This is a genomic window from Xylella taiwanensis (genome assembly GCF_013177435.1).
GTDB classification, from domain to species: Bacteria; Pseudomonadota; Gammaproteobacteria; order Xanthomonadales; family Xanthomonadaceae; genus Xylella; species Xylella taiwanensis.
Map to the genome: position 1 here is coordinate 1,616,601 of NZ_CP053627.1, position 19,459 is coordinate 1,636,059.

Below are 19,459 nucleotides of genomic sequence, written 5' to 3' on the forward strand. Positions count from 1 at the left end.
CCTAAAAGAAGAAAATCCATCGCGTTTAATGATTTCACTGACGCAGTGTCAAGCCAATCAAACAACCTCACGTCCACTCATAATAATCTTCTCCATTTTCACCTTCTCCTTTAAACACCCATACCGCTCCAGCGGGACACTCATCCATAAAAAACCAGAGTCCTGCTCCTTCCATATCCACATCTTCATCCGAAACAGGAAACGATTTTCTAAATAGATCAACCAATTCTTCGGTCGTCCCCGTAATAAATTCACCTTTTTTGGCAAGCTTAAGCTTGCCCTCATCAAGTAATTTCTCCAATAAAAACAGAAAATCATTTTTTCTTTCTTCAAACGAATCATTATTTACTTTCCTAGTATCAATTCCATGTGCATCACATATGCCAAACCAAAGAAAATGCAAAGGATGGATTAAATCCTCACAAATAAAATCTATTTGTTCTTGCGTTAACATAAAATTACCTGAATTTAAGTTCAACTTTTTGTTGATTTACAACATCTTTCAAGGCCGGACTATTTCTTATATCAATCGTCCACCTCGCTCCAGTTTCTTTTTGTGAAGAAGAAACAGACCTAAAATTCAAAATAGTTCCATCACTGAGTTTAGCCAGATAAACCCCTGGGCTGACCTGCTTTAAAGGCACATCTCCGGCCAATTGCTGTGCATAGTTTTTAATATCCTGATCCGTTAAGACCTGGGAATCAAACACCTTCACATGACCCGCTTTATTACTTCCCCCTCTCACTTTGGGATCATACGGGATGGCTTTGACCTCCACGCCTGAAATCACTCATTCATGATTGAGCTTATTTAACTAGCCGCTGGCGGCACCATTATCACCAGCAGCCTTGATGCTCATCCAAACAAATTACGTAAAGATTGATTGGCCTCTTCGCCCGTGATGAACTCATCAGACTCATCGTAATCCTCGGGCTTGTTGTAGTCATATTCAATATTAAATTTAACTTTACAGAATTCATCACCAAGGTCACCGTTGGGACGAATAGTACACGTCAAACCCCATATTCGATCTCCACCTGACTTTATAAGATCATCTTTAAGATATAAAACAGCAGCGAAAGCACGAGAATGGAATTCATCAGAACCACCAATCCATTTCCTATCCACACACCCTTCTTTTACTAACCACCATCTACATGAAACCATTTTTGGATAAACCTCATATTTACCCACCACTTCATCCCAAGCGCGCTCGCCTGGAAATGCCATAAGATCTTCTGCAATGGCATGATACGCTTCTTCGACATTTTGAAATTCGAATTCGGTATTCATTGATAAAACTCCTTTAAAATCTTTTCCCCGTCAATCGTTGCTTCAACCACAAACTTATTCGGTCTCACGCCACCAGTGGCTGGATAACCCAGATCGATCTTGACACTGACGGACTTGCCGTCCTGTAACGCTTGATTAAACTGTTGTTCCATTTTTCTCCACCCGCTTCGGTTCAAAATCTCTGCTTGCGGCACGAGATTGATCCTATCACCAGCTCCACCGAGGCTGGAGGCAATCAAATGTCCGCCTTCATCGCCCAGTTCGCCACACTTACCCATACAACGTTGCTGGTAGGTGTTGCGGTCCATCTTTTTTAAAGTCAAATCCGCTTCGACACTTTTTACTAATCCTCTCGTGTCTGTCACATACCCATGACCGTTATCCAACACATAGGCTGTCTTAGGCTCCAGAGAACCATTGACCGCTTTATCCCAACCAGTGTTCTTGCTGCCTGTGGTGATTTGTTTGACCTGGCTGACATCGGCCCGCTTGGCTAACTGATCAGTCAATGCCTGACGCCGGGCGACAACATCGGTTGCACCGGAGATCCAGCGGCCACCAATTTTGGCCGCTCTCACGCCGTATTTGGCCAGGTTGCCGATCATCACCGAGGCGATGTATTCCTCGCCTTTTTCTAGGGCCACTTGTTCTATGGTCTTTTCCCCTGAACGAATCGCTTTGATGTCTTGCCAGGCGTCATAGGCGGTCAGGCCTTTATCGGCTAACCAAAGGGCACCAATGAGCACGGGGACGAAGACCGCGTTGTTTTCGGTTTCCAGCCGGGCTGCTGCACTGCTCACCGCCGCTTCGCCACCGGCGGCGGCGGTGATGCCGGCCACCAGGCTGGTGACGGTATCGGTGCGCTGTTGTTTTTCCGCGGCGCTCAGGCTGGCAACGTCGGCGCCGGTGGCGCGGTCTAGTAGGTTATTGATGACCACGGCCGCCGCCGCGCCAGTGGCGCCGGCGCCGCACCCTTGGCCTTGGGCGGCAGCACCAGCGCAGCCCAGCAGGCCTTGCAGGGCCGCACGGGCTGGTTCGCTGTCTAGTTGGTCGGCCAGTGTTTTGACTTGGCTGGCGCCTAGGCTTTGCAGGTAGTTGATCGCAGCGCCTTGAAGCATTTGGGTGGCGCTGCCGGTCACGTGGCTGCCGGCGGCCAGGTTCAGGGCGGTCACAATCGTTCTGCCGGTGCCGCCTACGTCCCAGGTGGCGTTGTCTTGGAGGCGTTGGTGTAGGGCCGCGATTAGGGCCGGGTCACGTTGGTGTTCGGGTTTGGCGCGTTCGCTGTCTAGGGCCTGTTGGGTTTGGGTGGCTTCTTGAGCGCGGTTGTTAATAAAGGTGCCGACTTCGCGCTGTAGGCCGCTGACGACGTTTTGTGACTTCCCGCTTTATATCCGGATAGGGTTGATTTTAGATTTAAACCAAAAATAATCCATTGATGATTTAGGCGACGCGACCCAAACACACCCTACTTTATTCAACAGCCTTGAATAAAACCCCAAGATGGGTATTCACCGTCACACCCGCACCGGCACCGCCCCCTTGGGGATGCGGCACCGGTGCAGCAACGCCGCTCACCTCAAGAGGCAGTGCAATTACTGAGGCATCATCAAAAACACCAATCGTAATAATCCTCACCATGTTCTCCTACTCCTTTCGATACCCAGACGGCGACGAATGGACAATCTGTAAAGAACCAGAGTCCTCCCACTTCCTGATCAATCTCTTCATCTGAAGCAGGAAAACATTGCCTGAATCGCTCCACTAGCTCCTCGATGGAACCCTCCAAGATACGCTCGTCCTTTCTATGACCAAGCTTAAGATGACCCTCATCCATTAATTTCCCGATGATAAACAGGAAATCGTTTTTTCTTTCCTCAAAGGAGTGCGGATCCGCTTGATCATGAGACAGTCCATGCGCATCCCCTATATAACTCCAAAGAAAATGCAAAGGATCCGCTAAATGCTCATAAAAATAATCTATCTGCTCTTGGGTTAACACAAAATCACCTATCATCTAAATTTAAGTTCAACTTTTTCATTTGTAACCTCCCTCAAAGAAGGATTCTTATCTATATCAATCGTCCACCTTGCTTTGGTCACGTTTTGTGAAGTAGAAACCGACCTCAACGTCACCTTCGTTCCATCAGTCAGCGTAGCTAGATAAACGCCTGGTTTCATTTCTTTTAAAGGGACATCTCCGGCCAATTGCTGTGCATAGTTTTTAATATCCTGATCAGTTAAGGCCTCTGATTTAAACACCTTCACATTACCTGCCTTATTACTTCCCCCTTTCACTTTGGGGTCATACGGGATGGCTTTGACATTGACATTGCTTCGATTCAACAGCGATGCTTGCAGCAACATCGCATGCAAGCACCTAAAAGAAGAAAATCCATCGCGTTTAATGATTTCACTGACGCAGTGTCAAGCCAATCAAACAACCTCACGTCCACTCATAATAATCTTCTCCATTTTCGCCTTCTCCTTTAAACACCCAGACTGCTAGGAATGGACACTCATTTATCAGAACAAACCAAAGTCCTACCGCTCCCAGATCCACTTCTTCATCGGAAGCAGGAAAAGATGTTCTGAACATCTCTACTAGTTCCTCAGTGGTACCCTCGATAAATTCTCCCTTTGTATTGCAAATTTTGAGCCGTCCCTCATCAAGTAATTTCCCGATGATCAACAAGAAATCGTTTTTTCTTTCCTCAAACGAGTCAGGATCCACTTCTCCAGCAGGAATTCCATAGGCATTCCCTATATCACTCCAAAGAAAATGAAACCCCCCCCCTAAATCCTTACAAATAAAATCTATTTGTTCTTGAGTTAACATCCAATCACCTCTCACCTAAATTTAAGTTCAACTTTTTTATTTGTAATTTCTCTTAAAGAAGGATTATTGTCTATATCAATCGTCCATCTTGCTTTAGTCAATTCATTTGAAGAAGAAGCAGACCTCAAGGTCACCTTCGTTCCATCACTCAGCGTAGCCAGATAAACCCCTGGCCTCACCTGGTTTAAAGGCACATCTCCGGCTAATTGCTGCGCATAGTTTTTAATATCCTGATCCGTTAAGGCCTCTGATTTAAACACCTTCACATGACCCGCTTTATTACTTCCCCCTTGCACTTTGGGGTCATACGGGATGGCTTTGAACTCCACGCCTCCAACCACTAAGCCATCCTTTGCATTGCCCTTCCCAATCACGCCTTTTACGTTATCCAGGCGCTTTATGCGCTGTTGCTCTAAAACACTGCCAATCGGCTTTGAGGTTAAATCAGGCCCTTTAGGATTGTGTGCAATTTGATCAAGGGCTTGTTTCTCGGCTTTGGCAATGTCATCGGCTTTGCCGGAGATCCAGCGGCCTCCGATTTTGGCCGCTCTCACACCGTATTTGGCCAGGTTGCCGATCATCACCGAGGCGATGTATTCCTCGCCTTTTTCTAGGGCCACTTGTTCTATGGTCTTTTCCCCTGAACGAATCGCTTTGATGTCTTGCCAGGCGTCATAGGCGGTCAGGCCTTTATCGGCTAACCAAAGGGCCCCAATGAGCACGGGGACGAAGACCGCGTTGTTTTCGGTTTCCAGCCGGGCTGCTGCACTGCTCACCGCCGCTTCGCCACCGGCGGCGGCGGTGATGCCGGCCACCAGGCTGGTGACGGTATCGGTGCGCTGTTGTTTTTCCGCGGCGCTCAGGCTGGCGACGTCGGCGCCGGTGGTGCGGTCTAGTAGGTTATTGATGACCACGGCCGCCGCCGCGCCAGTCGCGCCGGCGCCGCACCCTTGGCCTTGGGCGGCAGCACCAGCGCAGCCCAGCAGGCCTTGCAGGGCGGCACGGGCCGGTTCGCTGTCTAGTTGGTCGGCCAGTGTTTTGACTTGGCTGGCGCCTAGGCTTTGCAGGTAGTTGACCGCGGCGCCTTGAAGCATTTGGGTGGCGCTGCCGGTCACGTGGCTGCCGGCGGCCAGGTTCAGGGCGGTCACAATCGTTCTGCCGGTGCCGCCTACGTCCCAGGTGGCGTTGTCTTGGAGGCGCTGCTGGAGGGCCGCGATTAGGGCCGGGTCGCACTACCGCCGCCCTACCCTTGGGCGGCAGCGCAGCTCAGATTTAGTTCTTTTACTCAATGCATGATTTTTCTAACGCACCTCACTTGGAATCTGCGTCTCTGGCTTGCGGTATGAATGCAGTTTTCTTTCAAATTCCCATTGCTTTAAAGGATGCGTTTTACCATGCATTTCTTTATAAACCCATTGTTCGGTTTTTTTAATGGCATCAAGAAATTCTTGATCTAATGTCCACGCCTTAGAGTGAATCACCCAGGGATTTTCTCGATATAAAGCAACCGTGACGTCGAAGGACTGCTCTATAGTATCTTTACCCTCATACCGGGCGATGAGGCTGTCAATCTCTGGCAAAAAATAACACAGCGCTGATCCCAGTGTCGGCACCGTCATCCCTGTATCAGCATCAAGGGTTTGCCCAGATTGCTCATTCAGAAGCAGATCAATGCCAATGACAAAAATGAAATTCTTTGATGAGAAGCGCGCTTTTTTCAACCTTCCTCGCGGATCTACAGGATGACTTTCAACAAAGCCAAATTCAGCAAGCTTGCGATGGCATTCGACTACTCTTAACCACTCTTTTTCCACTGTGAGGGATTGCTTACTCATGGTTTCACCATTTTTCCTGTAGCTGCGTCATAAATATATCCATGTTTCTCGAGATAGGTTATTTCACGTCCAAAGCCGGTCAGGGTTCCATCTGCTCTAAGCATATTTCCTGATTCTTTTGAATTTAGAATAAAAGGTCCACTTTTTGGTGTTGTTGCCAGCACAATGTCATCTCCTCTTTTTATAGCGGCATCCAGGAAGGGTTTATTGACCTGTTGCCAGAATTTCTCTGGGCCTAATGCGGCGTACAGACTATCTGGGGTATTCAGTAAATTAAACGAGCCAGGTTGTATTGGGCCATCAATAATCATTGACTTGGGCAAGCCCAGTTCTAGATTGATGATGCGATCAGTGTCATCTAAAAAGGCTCCAAGCACCGTGGTGGTCTTATCAGGATTAGCCTTGATGACCACGCCACTGGTTGTTCTGATTTCTGCCGGCAAGAGGTAAGCGGCACCATCTCGATAGAAGTGCTGAGCTTGTTCCGCACTGGCAATCGCCTCCGCACGGCCCAGCTGATAGGCCTTAGACGCGGCCATGCCTTCCAAGACATCTTTACTCAGATTGATGCCTACGTTGGTAAGGGCCGCACCGCCTTTGGCCACGCCGCCCACCCCCAAGACAACTGAACCAATATCCCAGACCACGGTGCCAAGATCGCGACCGTATTGCTCGGCATGCTGATTACCTCCAACGGTCAGGGCCGTCTGCATGCGATCAATCTTGTGATCTATCTCCTGAAAAACGCTGTCGCCTAATTGCTGGCGTACTTCTCGGTTGGTGATCAGCTCCTTCAGGCCACGAAGGCCAGCCATGGGGTTGGAGAGAAATTGCACCAGTCCTTGAATATCGCTGAGGCCTGATTCGGCTAAGCCTTTGACTAATCCAACGCCCGTTAATCCTTCTTGTCTTGCATAAATGGAACCCCATTTGGCCGCCACTTGCAGCGATTCCAAGAGGCCATTGGCCGCTGCAAGCTCCTGATTCATTTGCGCGTTTTGCTGGGTGGCAAGCCAGTTGTTATCCAGCGCCGCAGTGGCTGCATGGGTGGCGCTGGCTGCATGGGCATCGCCGGCGCTGGCAATGCCGGTGACCAGGGAAAGAATCAGGTTGCGTTTTGCTTCACGCTGCTGGGCGGTTTCATCGGGCGTGGTGGCGCTGAATAAACCGGTGAGTACGCTGGAGGCCGCCGCGCCCGTGGCCCCGCTGCCGCAGCCTTGCTGGCTGGCCGCGGCACCGGCGCACGCCACGATGGCATGCAAGGCCGCGTGTAAGGGCGTGCCTTCGGTGAGTTGCCCGTTGGCGACCAGGTGACCGATATAGGAGGCCCCTTGTTGCTGTACGTAGTTCACCAGCATGGTGTTAGCTACCTCGCGCGTGGCGGCGCTGGCATTGCCACTGATGCCGGCGGCTAAGGCGGTAGTGATTTGCCGATAGGTGCCGCCGGGGGCCCAAGTGGCGTTGTCTTGGAGGCGCTGCTGGAGGGCCGCGATCAGGGCCGGGTCACGTTGGTGTTCGGGTTTGGCGCGTTCGCTGTCTAGGGCCTGTTGGGTTTGGGTGGCTTCTTGAGCGCGGTTGTTAATAAAGGTGCCGACTTCGCGCTGTAGGCCGCTGACGACGTTTTATGACTTCCCGCTTTATATTCGGATGAGGTTGGTTTTAGATTTAAACCAAAAATAACCCATTGATGATTTAGGCGAGGCGACCCAAACACACCCTGCTTTATTCAATAGCCTTTAAATAAAACACCACGATTTATATTAGCAATCATACCCGCACCGGCACCCCCCCTTGGGGACGCGGCACCCGTGCAGCAACACCACTCACCTCAAGAGGCAGTGCAATTACTGAGGCATCATCAAAAACACCATCCGTAATCATCCTCACCATGTTCTCCTAATCCTTTATATACCCAGACGGCGACGAATGGACACTCCTCAAACACTAACCAAAGTCCTTTCTCTAGCGCTTCATCCGAAGCAGGAAAACATTGTCTGAACGGCTCCAGCACCTCCTCGGTGGACCCCTGCATAATACGCTCCTCCTTTCTGTGACCAAGCTTGAAACGACCCTCATCCATTAATTTCCTCAGTACAAAGAAGAAATCGTTTTTTCTCTCTTCAAATGAATCCTTATCTATTTGCGTAGAAGAAATTCCATGTGCATCCCCTACATAACTCCAAAGAAAATGCAAAGGCTCGTCCGACCTGTCCGGGTCACAAATAGAATCTATCTGCTCTTGGGTTAACATCCAATCACCTCTCACCTAAATTTAAGTTCAACTTTTTCTTTTGTAATATTCATCAAAGAGGGGTTATCTTTGATATCAATCGTCCATCTTGCTTGAGTCACCTCTTGTGAAGTAGACACAGACCTCAACGTCACCTTCGTTCCATCACTCAGTTCAGCCAGATAAATACCTGGCTTCACCTGCTTTAAAGGCACATCTCCGGCCAATTGCTGTGCGTAGTTTTTAATATCCTGATCCGTTAACACCTGAGAATCAAACACCTTCGCATTACCCATTTTATTACTTCCCCCTTTCACTTTGGGGTCATACGGGATGGCTTTGAACTCCACGCCTCCAACCACTAAGCCATCCTTTGCATTGCCCTTCCCAATCACGCCTTTTACGTTATCCAGGCGCTTTATGCGCTGTTGCTCTAAAACACTGCCAATGGGCTTTGAGGTGAGATCAGGCCCTTTAGGATTGTGTGCAATTTGATCAAGGGCTTGTTTCTCGGCTTTGGCAATGTCATCGGCTTTGCCGGAGATCCAGCGACCGCCGATTTTGGCCGCTCTCACGCCGTATTTGGCCAGGTTGCCGATCATCACCGAGGCGATGTATTCCTCGCCTTTTTCTAGGGCCACTTGTTCTATGGTCTTTTCCCCTGAACGAATCGCTTTGATGTCTTGCCAGGCGTCATAGGCGGTCAGGCCTTTATCGGCTAACCAAAGGGCACCAATGAGCACGGGGACGAAGACCGCGTTGTTTTCGGTTTCCAGCCGGGCTGCTGCACTGCTCACCGCCGCTTCGCCACCGGCGGCAGCGGTGATGCCGGCCACCAGGCTGGTGACGGTATCGGTGCGCTGTTGTTTTTCCGCGGCGCTCAGGCTGGCGACGTCGGCGCCGGTGGCGCGGTCCAGTAGGTTATTGATGACCACGGCCGCCGCCGCGCCAGTCGCGCCGGCGCCGCACCCTTGGCCTTGGGCGGCAGCACCAGCGCAGCCCAGCAGGCCTTGCAGGGCCGCACGGGCCGGTTCGCTGTCTAGTTGGTCGGCCAGTGTTTTGACTTGGCTGGCGCCTAGGCTTTGCAGGTAGTTGACCGCGGCGCCTTGAAGCATTTGGGTGGCGCTGCCGGTCACGTGGCTGCCGGCGGCCAGGTTCAGGGCGGTCACAATCGTTCTGCCGGTGCCGCCTACGTCCCAGGTGGCGTTGTCTTGGAGGCGTTGGTGTAGGGCCGCGATTAGGGCCGGGTCACGTTGGTGTTCGGGTTTGGCGCGTTCGCTGTCTAGGGCCTGTTGGGTTTGGGTGGCTTCTTGAGCGCGGTTGTTAATAAAGGTGCCGACTTCGCGCTGTAGGCCGCTGACGATGGTAAAGCCGGCTTTGATCTCTTGTTCGTTGAAGATCGGCTGCAGGGTGTGGCTGGTGTCTTGGCCGGTGAGCACGTCGTGGTTGAGGGCGGCGATGGTCTCGGCGGCGGTCTGCCCGGTGCGGGCCTGTTGGCCGGCTTGGTCACGGATGGTGATGGCGCCAGCGCTGATGCCGCTTTGGGTGGTGCTGTGGCTGGCGTCGCGGGCGTTGATGACGCCGGGGGGAGCCACGCTCACGCCGTGATAGCCCGGCAGTTGGGTGCCAGGCACCTGTTCTGCGGTGGCGGCGCGGCCTTGTTGGTCGGTCCCCACGCCGCCGGGGCCGCGGCTGTAGCCGCCGCCTAGGCTCACGTGGCTGGCGCTGTAGGAGGCGTGGTTGTCCAGCGCTGTTTCGCTCAGGGTGGCGGTGTCCAGGACGTTCAGGCCCGCTTGGGCGGCGGCGGCGCTGGAGGTGATCAGGCCGCCCATCAGGGTGGTGTGCCCGCCCACGGTCACTTGAAAGCCCCCATCACCAGCCAGCAGGCCGCTTTGTTCGGTAACGCTGCTGTAGTCGCTGCGGATGGTGTGATGGTTGAGGTGGGCGCTGCCAGAAACACCAACCCCAGCGGTGAAGCTGCCGCCGATGCTTTGATCTTTGCTGCGGTACTGGTGGGTGTCTTGGAGGCTTTCGATGTCTAGGTTGCCGCCAATGGTGGCCATCAGCTGGGGGGCGCTGGCCACGGCGCCGCGTAGGATGGTGTTGCCCCCAGATTCCAGCACCAGCAAGCGACCGCCCTGCACGCGGGTGTTGGTCCAGGTGACATCGGTACTGGCGCCGCTGCCTTTGGAGGCGCTGCCCTGGACGGTGAAGCCGGCGCTGGCGCCGCCGGTGCCCAGGTTCACCGCCACTCCCACGCCGTGACCGCTGCCGCGGCTGTCGCGGGTCATCTGTTCGGTGTTTTTGGCCGCCGCCATGACAAGGTCGCCATCGGCTTTGAGGTGGGTGACGTTGCCAGCGCTGATCTGGGTGCCGCTCAGGGTCAGGGTGGACTGTTCACCGGCGCCGGTGGCGCTGATGGTGATGTTGCCGCCGGCGTGGAGGGTGGATGCAACGGCGCGGTCGCTGTGGGTGGTGGTGGTGCTGTGGTATTGGGTGGTGCCCAGGGTCGCCGTGAGGTTTACGCCGCCCAGGACCTTGGGGTCGCTGCCGATGGCATCTACGGCGTTTCTGGCGGCCAGGGCGGCGGTGATTCCCGCTAGGGCCTGGAGGCGGGGGGTGGAGGTCCGCCCGGCGGCCGCTGTCATGTGCTGGGTGGTTTGGAAGGCCGCAATCGCTGGATTGCTCAGGCTCGCGGTCAGGCCGCTTTGGCGAAACTTAGTTTCCTGAGTGGTGTGCTCGGTCTCACGGGCTTCGACAATGGCTACTTTTTTGCCGTGGATGTCAATGTTGCCTTCCGGGGCAATCAGGTCGATGCCAGGGGCCTGGACGGCGCCTTTGCTGGAGGAGATGAAGATGTTGCCATTGAGGGCGGCCACGGTGTTGCCGGTCAAGTAGGTGGCGTGGTGGCTGCCTTGTTGGCTGGCTTTTTGGGAGCCCACGGTGAAGCCGGCGCCAGAACCGAACACGCCGCTGCGGCGCTGGGTGGTGCTGTAGCTGGAGCTGTGGGTGTTTTGGGCGCCGAACATGCCCACGCCGTGGGTGCCTTCAATGTGGGGGTTGCCATCGGCTATAAAGTCGGTGCCAACGCTGTAAACCTTGTCGCCTGTGACGGTGACCTTGGTGCCGCCCAGGACGCTGCCCAGGGCAATGGTGTCTTGGCTGCTGGCGGTGCTGTGGCTACGGCTGGAGCCCCATAGGCCGCTGCGCCGGCTGGTGCGTTCTTCTTGGCCGCTGCGCCGTTCTTGGCCGGCCACCAGGGCCACGGTGCCGTCAGCAGAACTGATGTTCAGCTTGCCTTGGCGGCTGTCCAGGGTCACGGCACGCCCGATGACGCCACCCTCGCCTTTGATGGTGACGTTGCCAGTGCCAGTAATACGGGTGCCTACTTCGCTGTCGCGGGTGCTGTGGATGCTGTTGCCCGGTCCTAGGGTGGCGGTGTTGGTTTCGCCCACGGCCACGGTGGCCATGTTGAGTTTGCCGGCGGCGGTGACGCTGCTGGTGCCGCCCGGGCCGGTGTTGCTGAAAGTGACGCCTTGCAGGGTCATGTCTTTGTCGGAAGTCACGTGCAGGGTGCCGCCGGGGCCGGTGACGCGAAAGGTCGATGGACGGTCGATTTCGGTGCGGCTGAAGTGACGTTGGCCTGAGGTACTGTAGCCGCGTGTGGTGCTGCGGGCTATCAGGCCGCCAGCGGCGGTGACATCCAGTGAACTGCGGGCGCTGAATGTGCCGCCAATGTCGGTGAGGGTGTCTTTGGTATGCACTTTGACGTGGTCGGCGTCCATCTGGCCGCCTTCTTGGTGGATGTTGTCCGCGTCAATCGTGAGGCGGTCGCGCCCGGTGAGGGTGCCGGTGTTGGTGAGGGTGCCCGATAGGTCCATGGTGAGGCGGGCACCGGCCATGAGGGCGCCGTCGGTCTTCAGGTCCCCGCGGCGCGGGCGTAGGTAGACACGGGGCACCAGGGCGGTGGTGCTGGTGCCGTTGGGCAGGGTGACGGGTTGTTCCACCAGCCAGACGATGTCGCTGGTGAGTTGGGCCATTTGGTCAGCGCTCAGGGCGATGCCGGGGCGTAGGCCGTAGTGCTGGGCAACGGTGACGCCGGCGTCCAGCAGGGCGCGGTATTGTTGGTCGTCGTTGGCGTAGCCGTCCAGCAAGCGCCGCCCGGTGAGTTGGGCGATTTGTTCGCGGATCAGGCGTTGTTCGTAAAAGCCGTCGCCAAGGCGTTTGTGCATGCTGGCCAGGGGGTCGTTCAGGGCCTGAAGTTGTCGGTCGGCGGTGGTCCGGTCGCTGCCGCCGCTAAAGTGTGGGTCGGTGACGATGAGGCTGGCGGCGTCGGGATGGACGGTAAACAGGCGGTTGTTGGGCAGGATCAGGGGGCCAGGAACGGTGGTCGCGGTGGCCCAGGACGGGGCAGCCACGCTGATCGGGGCGTTGTCGGTGTGCAGGGTCGGTAGGCGGGCGTCCGCCAGGTCCTGCAGGGTGGTGTCGGGGATGGTCAGCGGGAGCTGGCTCTCCACGGATAAGGCGGGCTCCTCGGCAGACTGGTCCGTGCTCGGAGCCGGGGTGAGCTCGGGCATCAGCGGCATCGGGGGGCTGGTGTGCAGGTCGCCCAGGGGCGGGTGTTCGACGTGGGTGGTGGTATGCAGGGATTGCAGGCGGTTGTTGACATCCACGGCGGCGATGTATTGGTGGCCGCCGCTGGTGATGCGCCCGCCAATTTGGCCGATGGTGTAGCGCTGGGACGGCATGGTCCAGGTCTCGGCGGCGCCGGCGTAGGTGTAGCTGATGTTGTTGAACTGCGTGGTGCGCGACAGTTCAGCAGTGAGGTTGTCGATGAGGCTGGCTTTGCTGTACTCCGGGGCTTTTTCGGGGTCCTTGGGCGGGTGTGGCGGCAGGCCAACGATGGTCTGGTCGCCACCGGCAAGGATGTCGGCGTAGTGGTTGGCCAGGCGGTCGACCTGGACGAACATGGCGCCGCCAGATTGGATCAGCGCCGCGGCGCCGACGCCCGGTTGCAGGATGTCGTCGACGGTGGTCTTGGTGGCGTGGCGGTACTGTTCGTTGGTTTTGACATCCGTGGGGCCGCGGCGCATGTGGGTCAGGGTGTGGTCCGGGTCGGTGTAGTCACGCCAGGTGATCAGCCGGACGCAGTCGGTACGGCAGGTGCCGTAGGCCGGGTCGTAGGTCAGGACTTCGTCTTGGTAGGTGATGTGGACGTCTTGTTGGCGTTCGTTTTTTTGGGGGGTGTCCAGGCCGGCCCAGGCGCTGCCCTGCCGGGCGGCGCTTTGGACTTGGTCGGGGTTGGGTTGTTGGTCTTGGCGGTCGGTGTAGTACAGCACGACGATGCCTTCGCGCTGGCTCAGGTCCAGGCGCTGGCGTTGGCCGCGGGCGGCATACAGGCCGCCGCGGGCATACAGGTAGGCGCTGGTCTGCGGGGTCAGGCGCACCACGGCGCGGTGGATGATGTAGCCGTCCGGGGTGGTATAGGGTTCGTCTTGGAGGATGTCGTTGGGGTTGAGGTAGTAGATCTCGTGGGCGTCGTAGTTGCTGGTGAGAGTGAAGTCCGCGTCATTGTTGCGTTGGTTGTCGCGCCAGGCCGGTTGGGACATGCGTACGGTGGTGCTCACGCCGGGCGCCTGGGTGAGGTGGACGTTGTCGCGGATGTTGTTGAGGGTGGTGGTGGTGATGTCCAAGGCGCCGTCCACGTCAATGGTGGCGCTGCGGTTGTCCAGCAGGGTGGCGCTGCCGGTGGCGTGGCGATCGCTATCCAAGGTGCCGCCAATGGCGGCATCGCCGGCGCTGTAGATCAGGGCGGCGCCGCTGTTACGCACGGTGGCCGCGCCAATGTCCAGGCGTTCGCGGGCGGCAATGGTGGCGGCGTGGGTCTGGCCGGCGGTGGATTCATCGCGGTTGGTGAGGGTCTGGGCCTGGAGGGCGAGGTGGTCGCCGTAGAGGCGCGCGGTGCCAATGTTGTCGAGGGTGGCGGCCTGGAGGTGGGTGGTGGCCGCATCAATCAGGCCGCGGTTGCTCAGGGTCGCAGTGGCGGTCAGTTGGGCCTGGCCGCTGGCGGTGATTTGGCCGGTGGCAGCGTTGTCAATGGTGCGGGCCTGCAGGGTCAGGTCGCCGGTGTGCAGCAGGCCGGCGTTGCTGAAGGTGTCCGCGGCGCTGAGCTGGGCTTGGCCGCTGGCAAGGATCTGGGCGGCGGCAGCGTTATCGATGCGCTGGGCGTGCAGGGTCAGGTCACGGCCCTGAAGCAGGCCGCTGTTGCTCAGGGTCGCGGTGGCGGTGAGTTGGGCTTGGCCGCTGGCAGCCATCTGCCCGGTGGCCACGTTATCGATGCGCTGGGCCTGCAGGGTCAGGTCACGGCCCTGAAGCAGGCCGCTGTTGCTCAGGGTCTCGGTCGCGGTGAGTTGGGCCTGGCCGCTGGCAGCCATCTGCCCGGTGGCCACGTTATCGATGTTCTGGGCGTGCAGGGTCAGGTCACGGCCCTGAAGCAGGCCGCTGTTGGTGAGGGTCTCGGTCGCGGTGAGTTGGGCTTGGCCGCTGGCAGTCATCTGCCCGGTGGCAGCGTTGTCAATGGTGCGGGCCTGCAGGGTCAGGTCGCCGGTGTGCAGCAGGCCAGCGTTGCTGAAGGTGTCCGCGGCGCTGAGCTGGGCTTGGCCGCTGGCAGCCATCTGCCCGGTGGCAGCGTTGTCAATGCGCTGGGCGTGCAGGGTCAGGTCGCCGGTGTGCAGCAGGCCGGCGTTGCTGAAGGTGTCCGCGGCGCTGAGCTGGGCTTGGCCGCTGGCAGCCATCTGCCCGGTGGCCACGTTATCGATGCGCTGGGCGTGCAGGGTCAGGTCCGCCGCCTGGATAAGGCCGCGGTTGTGCAGGGCCCCGGCGGTACGCACGGTGAGCAGGCCGGCGGCGCTGAGGGTGCCGCCGTTGTCCAGACCTTCCTGCAGGGCCAGGGTCAGGGCGGTGCCAGCATGCAGCAGGCCGGCGCCGCTGAAGGCGCTCAGGTGCAGGCTTTGGGCGCCGCCACTCAGCAGGGTGCCGGCTTGGTTGGTCAGTTGGGCGGCACTCAGCTGTAGGGTGCCGCCGGCAGTGAGGCGTCCGGCGGTGTTCTGCAGGGCGCCGCGTAGGGTCAGGGCGATGTCTTGGGCAGCGCTGAGGTGGCCATCGCGGTTATCCAGGGTGGTGCTGTCGATCTGCAGGTGGGTGGCGTGCAGGCCGGTGGCCGGGGCGGCGGTGTCACGGGGGCGGGAGCCAGGGTCCGGGGCCGCAGGGGTCGTTCGGTTGTCCAGGGTGGTGGTGGTGATCGCCAGGGCCCCGGCGGCGCTGATCAGGCCGTCGTGGTTGTCCAGGCGGTTGTCTAGGTGCAGGCGCGCATCCGCGCCGCTGTGCAGGCGTCCGCCGGTGTTGCTCAGGGTGTGGGCGTCGATCTGGAGACCGTTGGCGCCGCCAAGTTGGCCGCCAGCGGTGTTGTCAATGTGGGTGCTGTGCAGCTGGGTGGCGGCTTGGGAGAATACTTGGCCGCCGTGGTTGTTTAGGGTGGCGCTGCGCAGGTCGAGGGCGCCGCCAGCCAGTAGGGCGCCGCCGGCGCTGTTGTCCAGAAGGTGCGGGCCGGTGTCGATGCGCAGGGCAGTGGCCGCTTGCACCAGGCCGGCACGGTTGTCTAGGACGCCGCTGTGCAGGGTCACGGTGCCGCTGGTGCTGCCCAGGCGGCCACCGCGGTTGTCCAAGGGTTGGTTTTGGGTGTACAGGGTCACTTGGGCGCCGCTCAGGGTGCCGGCGCGGTTGGTCAGGCCGGCGCTGCTGAGCCAGAGGGCTTCGCGACTCTGCAGCAGGCCGGCGCTGTTGTCCAGCAGGCCGCTCAGGTGCAGCTGCGCTGCGCCGGCCGCGTCCAGGGTGCCGTGTTGGTTGAACACGGTGGCCGCGCTCAGGCGCAGGTCTTGGCCGCTGGACAGGGTGCCGTTGTCTTGGTTGTTGAGGGTGCCAGTAACGTGCAGGTCCAGCAGACCGGTGGCGGTGTGCAGGACGCCGCCGCGGTTGTCCAGGGTGCTGGCGTGCAGGGTGCCAGGGCCGCTGAGCAGCAGCTGGCCTTGGGTGTTGTCCCAGGTGCCGGTGGTCAGGGTGGCCGGGCCAGTGAGCAATAGATGGCCGCCGCGGTTGTCTAGGGCTTGGGTGGCCTCCAGGCGGCTGGCGCCGGGGCCGGTGCTGTGCAGGGTGCCGCCGCGGTTATCCAGGGTGGCGGTGTGTAGGTCCAGCACGCCGTTGGTGGCGATGCTGCCGCCACGGTTGTCCAGGCGGGTGCGGGCCTCCAGTTGGAGGGCTTGGTCTGACTGGGCGGTAAGTTGGCCGCCGGCGGTGCTGAGGACGCCGGTACGGATGCTCACGTGCTGGGCCCAGGTGGTGCCTTGGCTCAGGTCGGTCTGGGTGCCGGTGATGCTCAGGGCGCCTTGGCTGCTCAGGGTGCCGCCGGGGCCGAAAAGGGTGGCGGCGTCGATCTGCAGGGACCCCTGCCCGCTGTGCTGTACGGTGCCGCCGCTGTTATCCAGGGTGGTGGCGTTGAGGGTGAGGGCGCTGCCGGTGCTGGATAGGGTGCCAGTGGTGTTGTCTAGCAGGCCACCAATGCGCAGGTGGGCCGCCTGGGGGCCGGTGTGGAGGAGTTGGCCGCCACGGTTGTTGAGCTGGTGGGTCTGTAGGTCCAGGGCGCCGCTGGCCTGAAGTTGGCCGGCGTCATTAGTAAGTTGCCCGGTCTGCAGGGTCAGAGCGTTAGCCGCGCTGGCCAGCACGCCGTGTTGGTTGTCCAGTAGGCCATCAATGCGCAGGTGGGCCGCCTGGGGGCCGGTGTGGAGGAATTGGCCGCCACGGTTGCTGAACTGTTGGGTGTTCAGGGCCAGGGCGCCGCTGGCCTGAAGTTGGCCGGCGTCATTAGTAAGTTGCCCGGTCTGCAGGGTCAGAGCGTTAGCCGCGCTGGCCAGCACGCCGTGTTGGTTGTCCAGTAGGCCATCAATGCGCAGGTGGGCCGCCTGGGGGCCGGTGTGGAGGAATTGGCCGCCACGGTTGTTGAACTGTTGGGTGTTCAGGTCCAGGGCGCCGCTGGCTTGGAGTTGCCCAGCGGCGTTGTTGACCACTTGGCTGTGAATGAGGGCCTCTGCTGCAAGGTGCAGGATGCCGTGACGGTTATCCAACCCTTGGCCTTGCAGGGTCAGTTGGTTCAGGGCGGCGTGGCCGTGGCGGTTGTCCAGGCCGCTCAGGGTGGCGTTGATGGCGCCGCCAGCCGTGATGAGGCCGCCGCGGTTGTCAATGTCACTCTCTAGGGTCAGGCGACCGTCGGCCAGCAGGGAGATGGCAGGGGGGGACGCAGGCAGGGGGGAGGTGTCGTTGCCAGGAGGTTCAATGGCAACGGAAGGGGGGGGGGCTGCCAGGAGGCTCAACGGCGACGGGAGGGGCGCTGGGGCCGGTGGGCAGGTCCGTGGAGGGAGGCTGCCCGATAGACGGCCCCTCCACAGCTCCCAGGCGGCCTTGGGCTTGGTTGTCGAACTGCTGGGCTTGGATGGATAGGGGTTGGGCGCCGGTTTGTTCCAGGCGACCGCCGCGGTTGTCCAGGGTGGCGCCGCTCAGGTCCAGTCGAGCGGCGTTGAGGGTGCCGCTGCGGTTGTCAATGTCGGCCTGAGTGTGCAGGTGCAGGGTCTGGGCAGCACTGATCAGGCCGCTGTTGCCAACCCCCTGTGTCGCGTTCAGGTGCGTGTCTGTGGCCGCTTGCAGGCGACCACTGTTGTCTAGGCGGCCATCCACCGTGACCACCAGTTCACCGGACTGGGCCGTCATGGCGCCAGCATGACGGACGCCTAAGCCGTGTTCGGTGCCTATCAGGGTGATCTTGCCGGCGTACATCCCGCCCAGGGCCGATACATCCAGGGCAAAGGCCGGAGGCGCCGCCGCGCCAGGCAGGGAGACAGCCGCGCTACCGTCAGCCGGCACGGAGGCAGCGCCAATGCTCCCCTGCAGTTGCTGGGCCCATAGGCCAGCGTTGAGCTGTATGGAGCGGGTGATCAGGGCGGTGTAGTCAGCCGTGCGGCTGTCCAGGCCAGCGCCGTCCAGGCGAATAGCACCGCCTTGAACGCGGTAGCTCTCTAAGGCGCCGCCAGCATCAAACTCGGGAGCTCCCGTGCTCAGGGTGAAACGGCTGGCGTTGAGCACCCCGCAGCCGCTGCAGGTGATCCCAGAAGGGTTGGCAATGATCACTTGGGCGCGGGCGCCAGCCACTTCCACCATGCCATGCAATTGGCTGGGTTGGGCGCTGTTTACTTCGTTAAGAATCACCCGGGCGGTGCCGGTCGCCAGCCAGGGGTTGCCCGGTACCCAGCCGCCCAGGTGTGTTTGGGTTTGGGTGCGGGCGTTGTTGAGAATCGCGCCAGAGGCGCCCACGTCTAGCTGTTGGTAGGTGTTGCGCGATACTCCCGCCTGGCTGGGGGTTTGAATATTGATCAGGGCAACACCAGGGGACGCTTCCAAAATCGTGGGGCGCTGCGTCCCGGGGGCCTGGGGATCGGCCACCACTTGGGCGCCAGCCAGGCTGCACACCCCAACCCAACCCAGGCTCAACCATAATCCAAAGGACACTGCACGCACTTGCGCGGTCTGTCGGCGCGCTAGCTGCGGTGAGGTGCCCGCGGCGCTACCGCGTGGAACAGCCAGTTCTGAAGCCACTTGCCATAGGCGCAGGGCGCGGTTGTAGATCAGGCGGTACAGGTCCTTGTTCATCCATAGTCCTTGTGATGAGGGAGGATCCCGAACGCCCAGGTCAGGTGAGGGATGCTCCATGAGATAAGGTGATATTTATCACATTTTAATCCGGCCAGCGTAAAAATGTGCTAAGCCGTGCGCGGACATTCCACTCACGCCAACTTCAGAAAAACACTCAGGCTCAGTTCGAAAAGTACAGCACACACTCCACATCCAAACTCTCCGCACCCGGCTTAAATACGCGGGGCGCTGGAGCTGTTGCTGGATGCATGGGATGTATTTGTGGGTACGTGGCCGGATCAGCTGTGCGGGGTGCCAACGATCAGTCAGCGCTACAGTACCGGCACGACGTGCGTACCCGTGGCCGGTGCTCGGCTGCTCGATAGTCGGCTGACTGTGGAGAACAGCAGCGACAATCGCAGCTCTCTGAGTATCTCTGGTCGCATCACAATAAGGCCGCTACCGCCCAAGCAGCGCAGCGGCGCTGGCACACTGGTTGGCCCAATTGGCCCGGCGCTATGGTGACAAGG

Annotated in this window: 15 protein-coding genes; 1 reads left to right on the plus strand and 14 read right to left on the minus strand. The window is 58.9% G+C overall.

From position 1 onward, the window contains the following. Nucleotides 1-67 precede the first annotated feature (67 nt). From PLS229_RS07090 to PLS229_RS07160, 14 genes are all read right to left on the minus strand, one after another. Entirely contained in the window at nucleotides 68-454 is a 387-nt protein-coding gene (locus PLS229_RS07090) for a DUF596 domain-containing protein (RefSeq protein ID WP_038273143.1), read from the minus strand. Between the two features lie 4 nt (nucleotides 455-458). Next, nucleotides 459-791, minus strand: coding sequence for a DUF769 domain-containing protein (locus PLS229_RS07095; protein WP_114867149.1), 333 nt, complete (start codon nucleotides 789-791; stop codon nucleotides 459-461). 65 nt (nucleotides 792-856) lie between these two features. Next, on the minus strand, nucleotides 857-1,294 hold the full coding sequence (locus tag PLS229_RS07100) for a hypothetical protein (RefSeq protein WP_038273137.1): 438 nt from the start codon (nucleotides 1,292-1,294) through the stop codon (nucleotides 857-859). Beyond that, nucleotides 1,291-2,466, minus strand: coding sequence for a DNA/RNA non-specific endonuclease (locus tag PLS229_RS11970; protein ID WP_205395216.1), 1,176 nt, complete (start codon nucleotides 2,464-2,466; stop codon nucleotides 1,291-1,293). The genes PLS229_RS07100 and PLS229_RS11970 overlap by 4 nt, the downstream gene beginning before the upstream one ends. 298 nt (nucleotides 2,467-2,764) lie before the next feature. Next, on the minus strand, nucleotides 2,765-2,932 hold the full coding sequence (locus tag PLS229_RS07110; RefSeq protein WP_162814099.1) for a hypothetical protein: 168 nt from the start codon (nucleotides 2,930-2,932) through the stop codon (nucleotides 2,765-2,767). Further along, on the minus strand, nucleotides 2,901-3,293 hold the full coding sequence (locus tag PLS229_RS07115; protein WP_038273217.1) for a DUF596 domain-containing protein: 393 nt from the start codon (nucleotides 3,291-3,293) through the stop codon (nucleotides 2,901-2,903). Before PLS229_RS07115 ends, PLS229_RS07110 begins: the two co-directional genes overlap by 32 nt. Nucleotides 3,294-3,304: 11 nt before the next feature. Beyond that, entirely contained in the window at nucleotides 3,305-3,658 is a 354-nt protein-coding gene (locus PLS229_RS07120) for a DUF769 domain-containing protein (protein WP_114867150.1), read from the minus strand. Between the two features lie 79 nt (nucleotides 3,659-3,737). Beyond that, nucleotides 3,738-4,130, minus strand: a complete 393-nt coding sequence (locus PLS229_RS07125) for a DUF596 domain-containing protein (protein ID WP_038273215.1) — start codon at nucleotides 4,128-4,130, stop codon at nucleotides 3,738-3,740. 11 nt (nucleotides 4,131-4,141) lie between these two features. Then, complete coding sequence (locus PLS229_RS07130) at nucleotides 4,142-5,278, minus strand: DUF769 domain-containing protein (RefSeq protein WP_114867151.1); 1,137 nt, start codon at nucleotides 5,276-5,278, stop codon at nucleotides 4,142-4,144. Between the two features lie 153 nt (nucleotides 5,279-5,431). After that, nucleotides 5,432-5,965 (minus strand): hypothetical protein, encoded by a 534-nt coding sequence (locus PLS229_RS07135; RefSeq protein ID WP_038273268.1) that lies wholly within the window; start codon nucleotides 5,963-5,965, stop codon nucleotides 5,432-5,434. Beyond that, a complete protein-coding gene (locus PLS229_RS07145) occupies nucleotides 5,962-7,323 on the minus strand; it encodes a DUF769 domain-containing protein (RefSeq protein ID WP_230428221.1) in 1,362 nt (453 codons plus the stop codon). Before PLS229_RS07145 ends, PLS229_RS07135 begins: the two co-directional genes overlap by 4 nt. 500 nt (nucleotides 7,324-7,823) lie before the next feature. After that, a complete protein-coding gene (locus tag PLS229_RS07150) occupies nucleotides 7,824-8,216 on the minus strand; it encodes a DUF596 domain-containing protein (RefSeq protein WP_038273304.1) in 393 nt (130 codons plus the stop codon). 11 nt (nucleotides 8,217-8,227) lie between these two features. Then, complete coding sequence (locus PLS229_RS07155; RefSeq protein WP_114867152.1) at nucleotides 8,228-17,617, minus strand: hemagglutinin repeat-containing protein; 9,390 nt, start codon at nucleotides 17,615-17,617, stop codon at nucleotides 8,228-8,230. Beyond that, on the minus strand, nucleotides 17,577-18,947 hold the full coding sequence (locus PLS229_RS07160; protein ID WP_114867153.1) for a two-partner secretion domain-containing protein: 1,371 nt from the start codon (nucleotides 18,945-18,947) through the stop codon (nucleotides 17,577-17,579). Before PLS229_RS07160 ends, PLS229_RS07155 begins: the two co-directional genes overlap by 41 nt. A 294-nt stretch (nucleotides 18,948-19,241) precedes the next feature. On the opposite strand from PLS229_RS07160, the gene PLS229_RS07165 reads away from it, so the two are divergent. Next, nucleotides 19,242-19,454: a hypothetical protein gene (locus PLS229_RS07165; RefSeq protein WP_162814100.1), complete on the plus strand. Its 213-nt coding sequence runs from the start codon at nucleotides 19,242-19,244 to the stop codon at nucleotides 19,452-19,454. The last annotated feature ends 5 nt before the right edge of the window (nucleotides 19,455-19,459 follow it).

Coding starts and splice junctions, on each gene's coding strand:
- PLS229_RS07100 (WP_038273137.1), bottom strand. CDS start 1,294: ATGAATACCGAATTCGAATTTCAAAATGTCGAAGAAGCGTATCATGCC.
- PLS229_RS07120 (WP_114867150.1), bottom strand. CDS start 3,658: ATGTTGCTGCAAGCATCGCTGTTGAATCGAAGCAATGTCAATGTCAAA.
- PLS229_RS07090 (WP_038273143.1), bottom strand. CDS start 454: ATGTTAACGCAAGAACAAATAGATTTTATTTGTGAGGATTTAATCCAT.
- PLS229_RS07145 (WP_230428221.1), bottom strand. CDS start 7,323: ATGCTGGTGAACTACGTACAGCAACAAGGGGCCTCCTATATCGGTCAC.
- PLS229_RS07160 (WP_114867153.1), bottom strand. CDS start 18,947: ATGAACAAGGACCTGTACCGCCTGATCTACAACCGCGCCCTGCGCCTA.
- PLS229_RS07150 (WP_038273304.1), bottom strand. CDS start 8,216: ATGTTAACCCAAGAGCAGATAGATTCTATTTGTGACCCGGACAGGTCG.
- PLS229_RS07135 (WP_038273268.1), bottom strand. CDS start 5,965: ATGAGTAAGCAATCCCTCACAGTGGAAAAAGAGTGGTTAAGAGTAGTC.
- PLS229_RS07125 (WP_038273215.1), bottom strand. CDS start 4,130: ATGTTAACTCAAGAACAAATAGATTTTATTTGTAAGGATTTAGGGGGG.
- PLS229_RS07110 (WP_162814099.1), bottom strand. CDS start 2,932: ATGGTGAGGATTATTACGATTGGTGTTTTTGATGATGCCTCAGTAATT.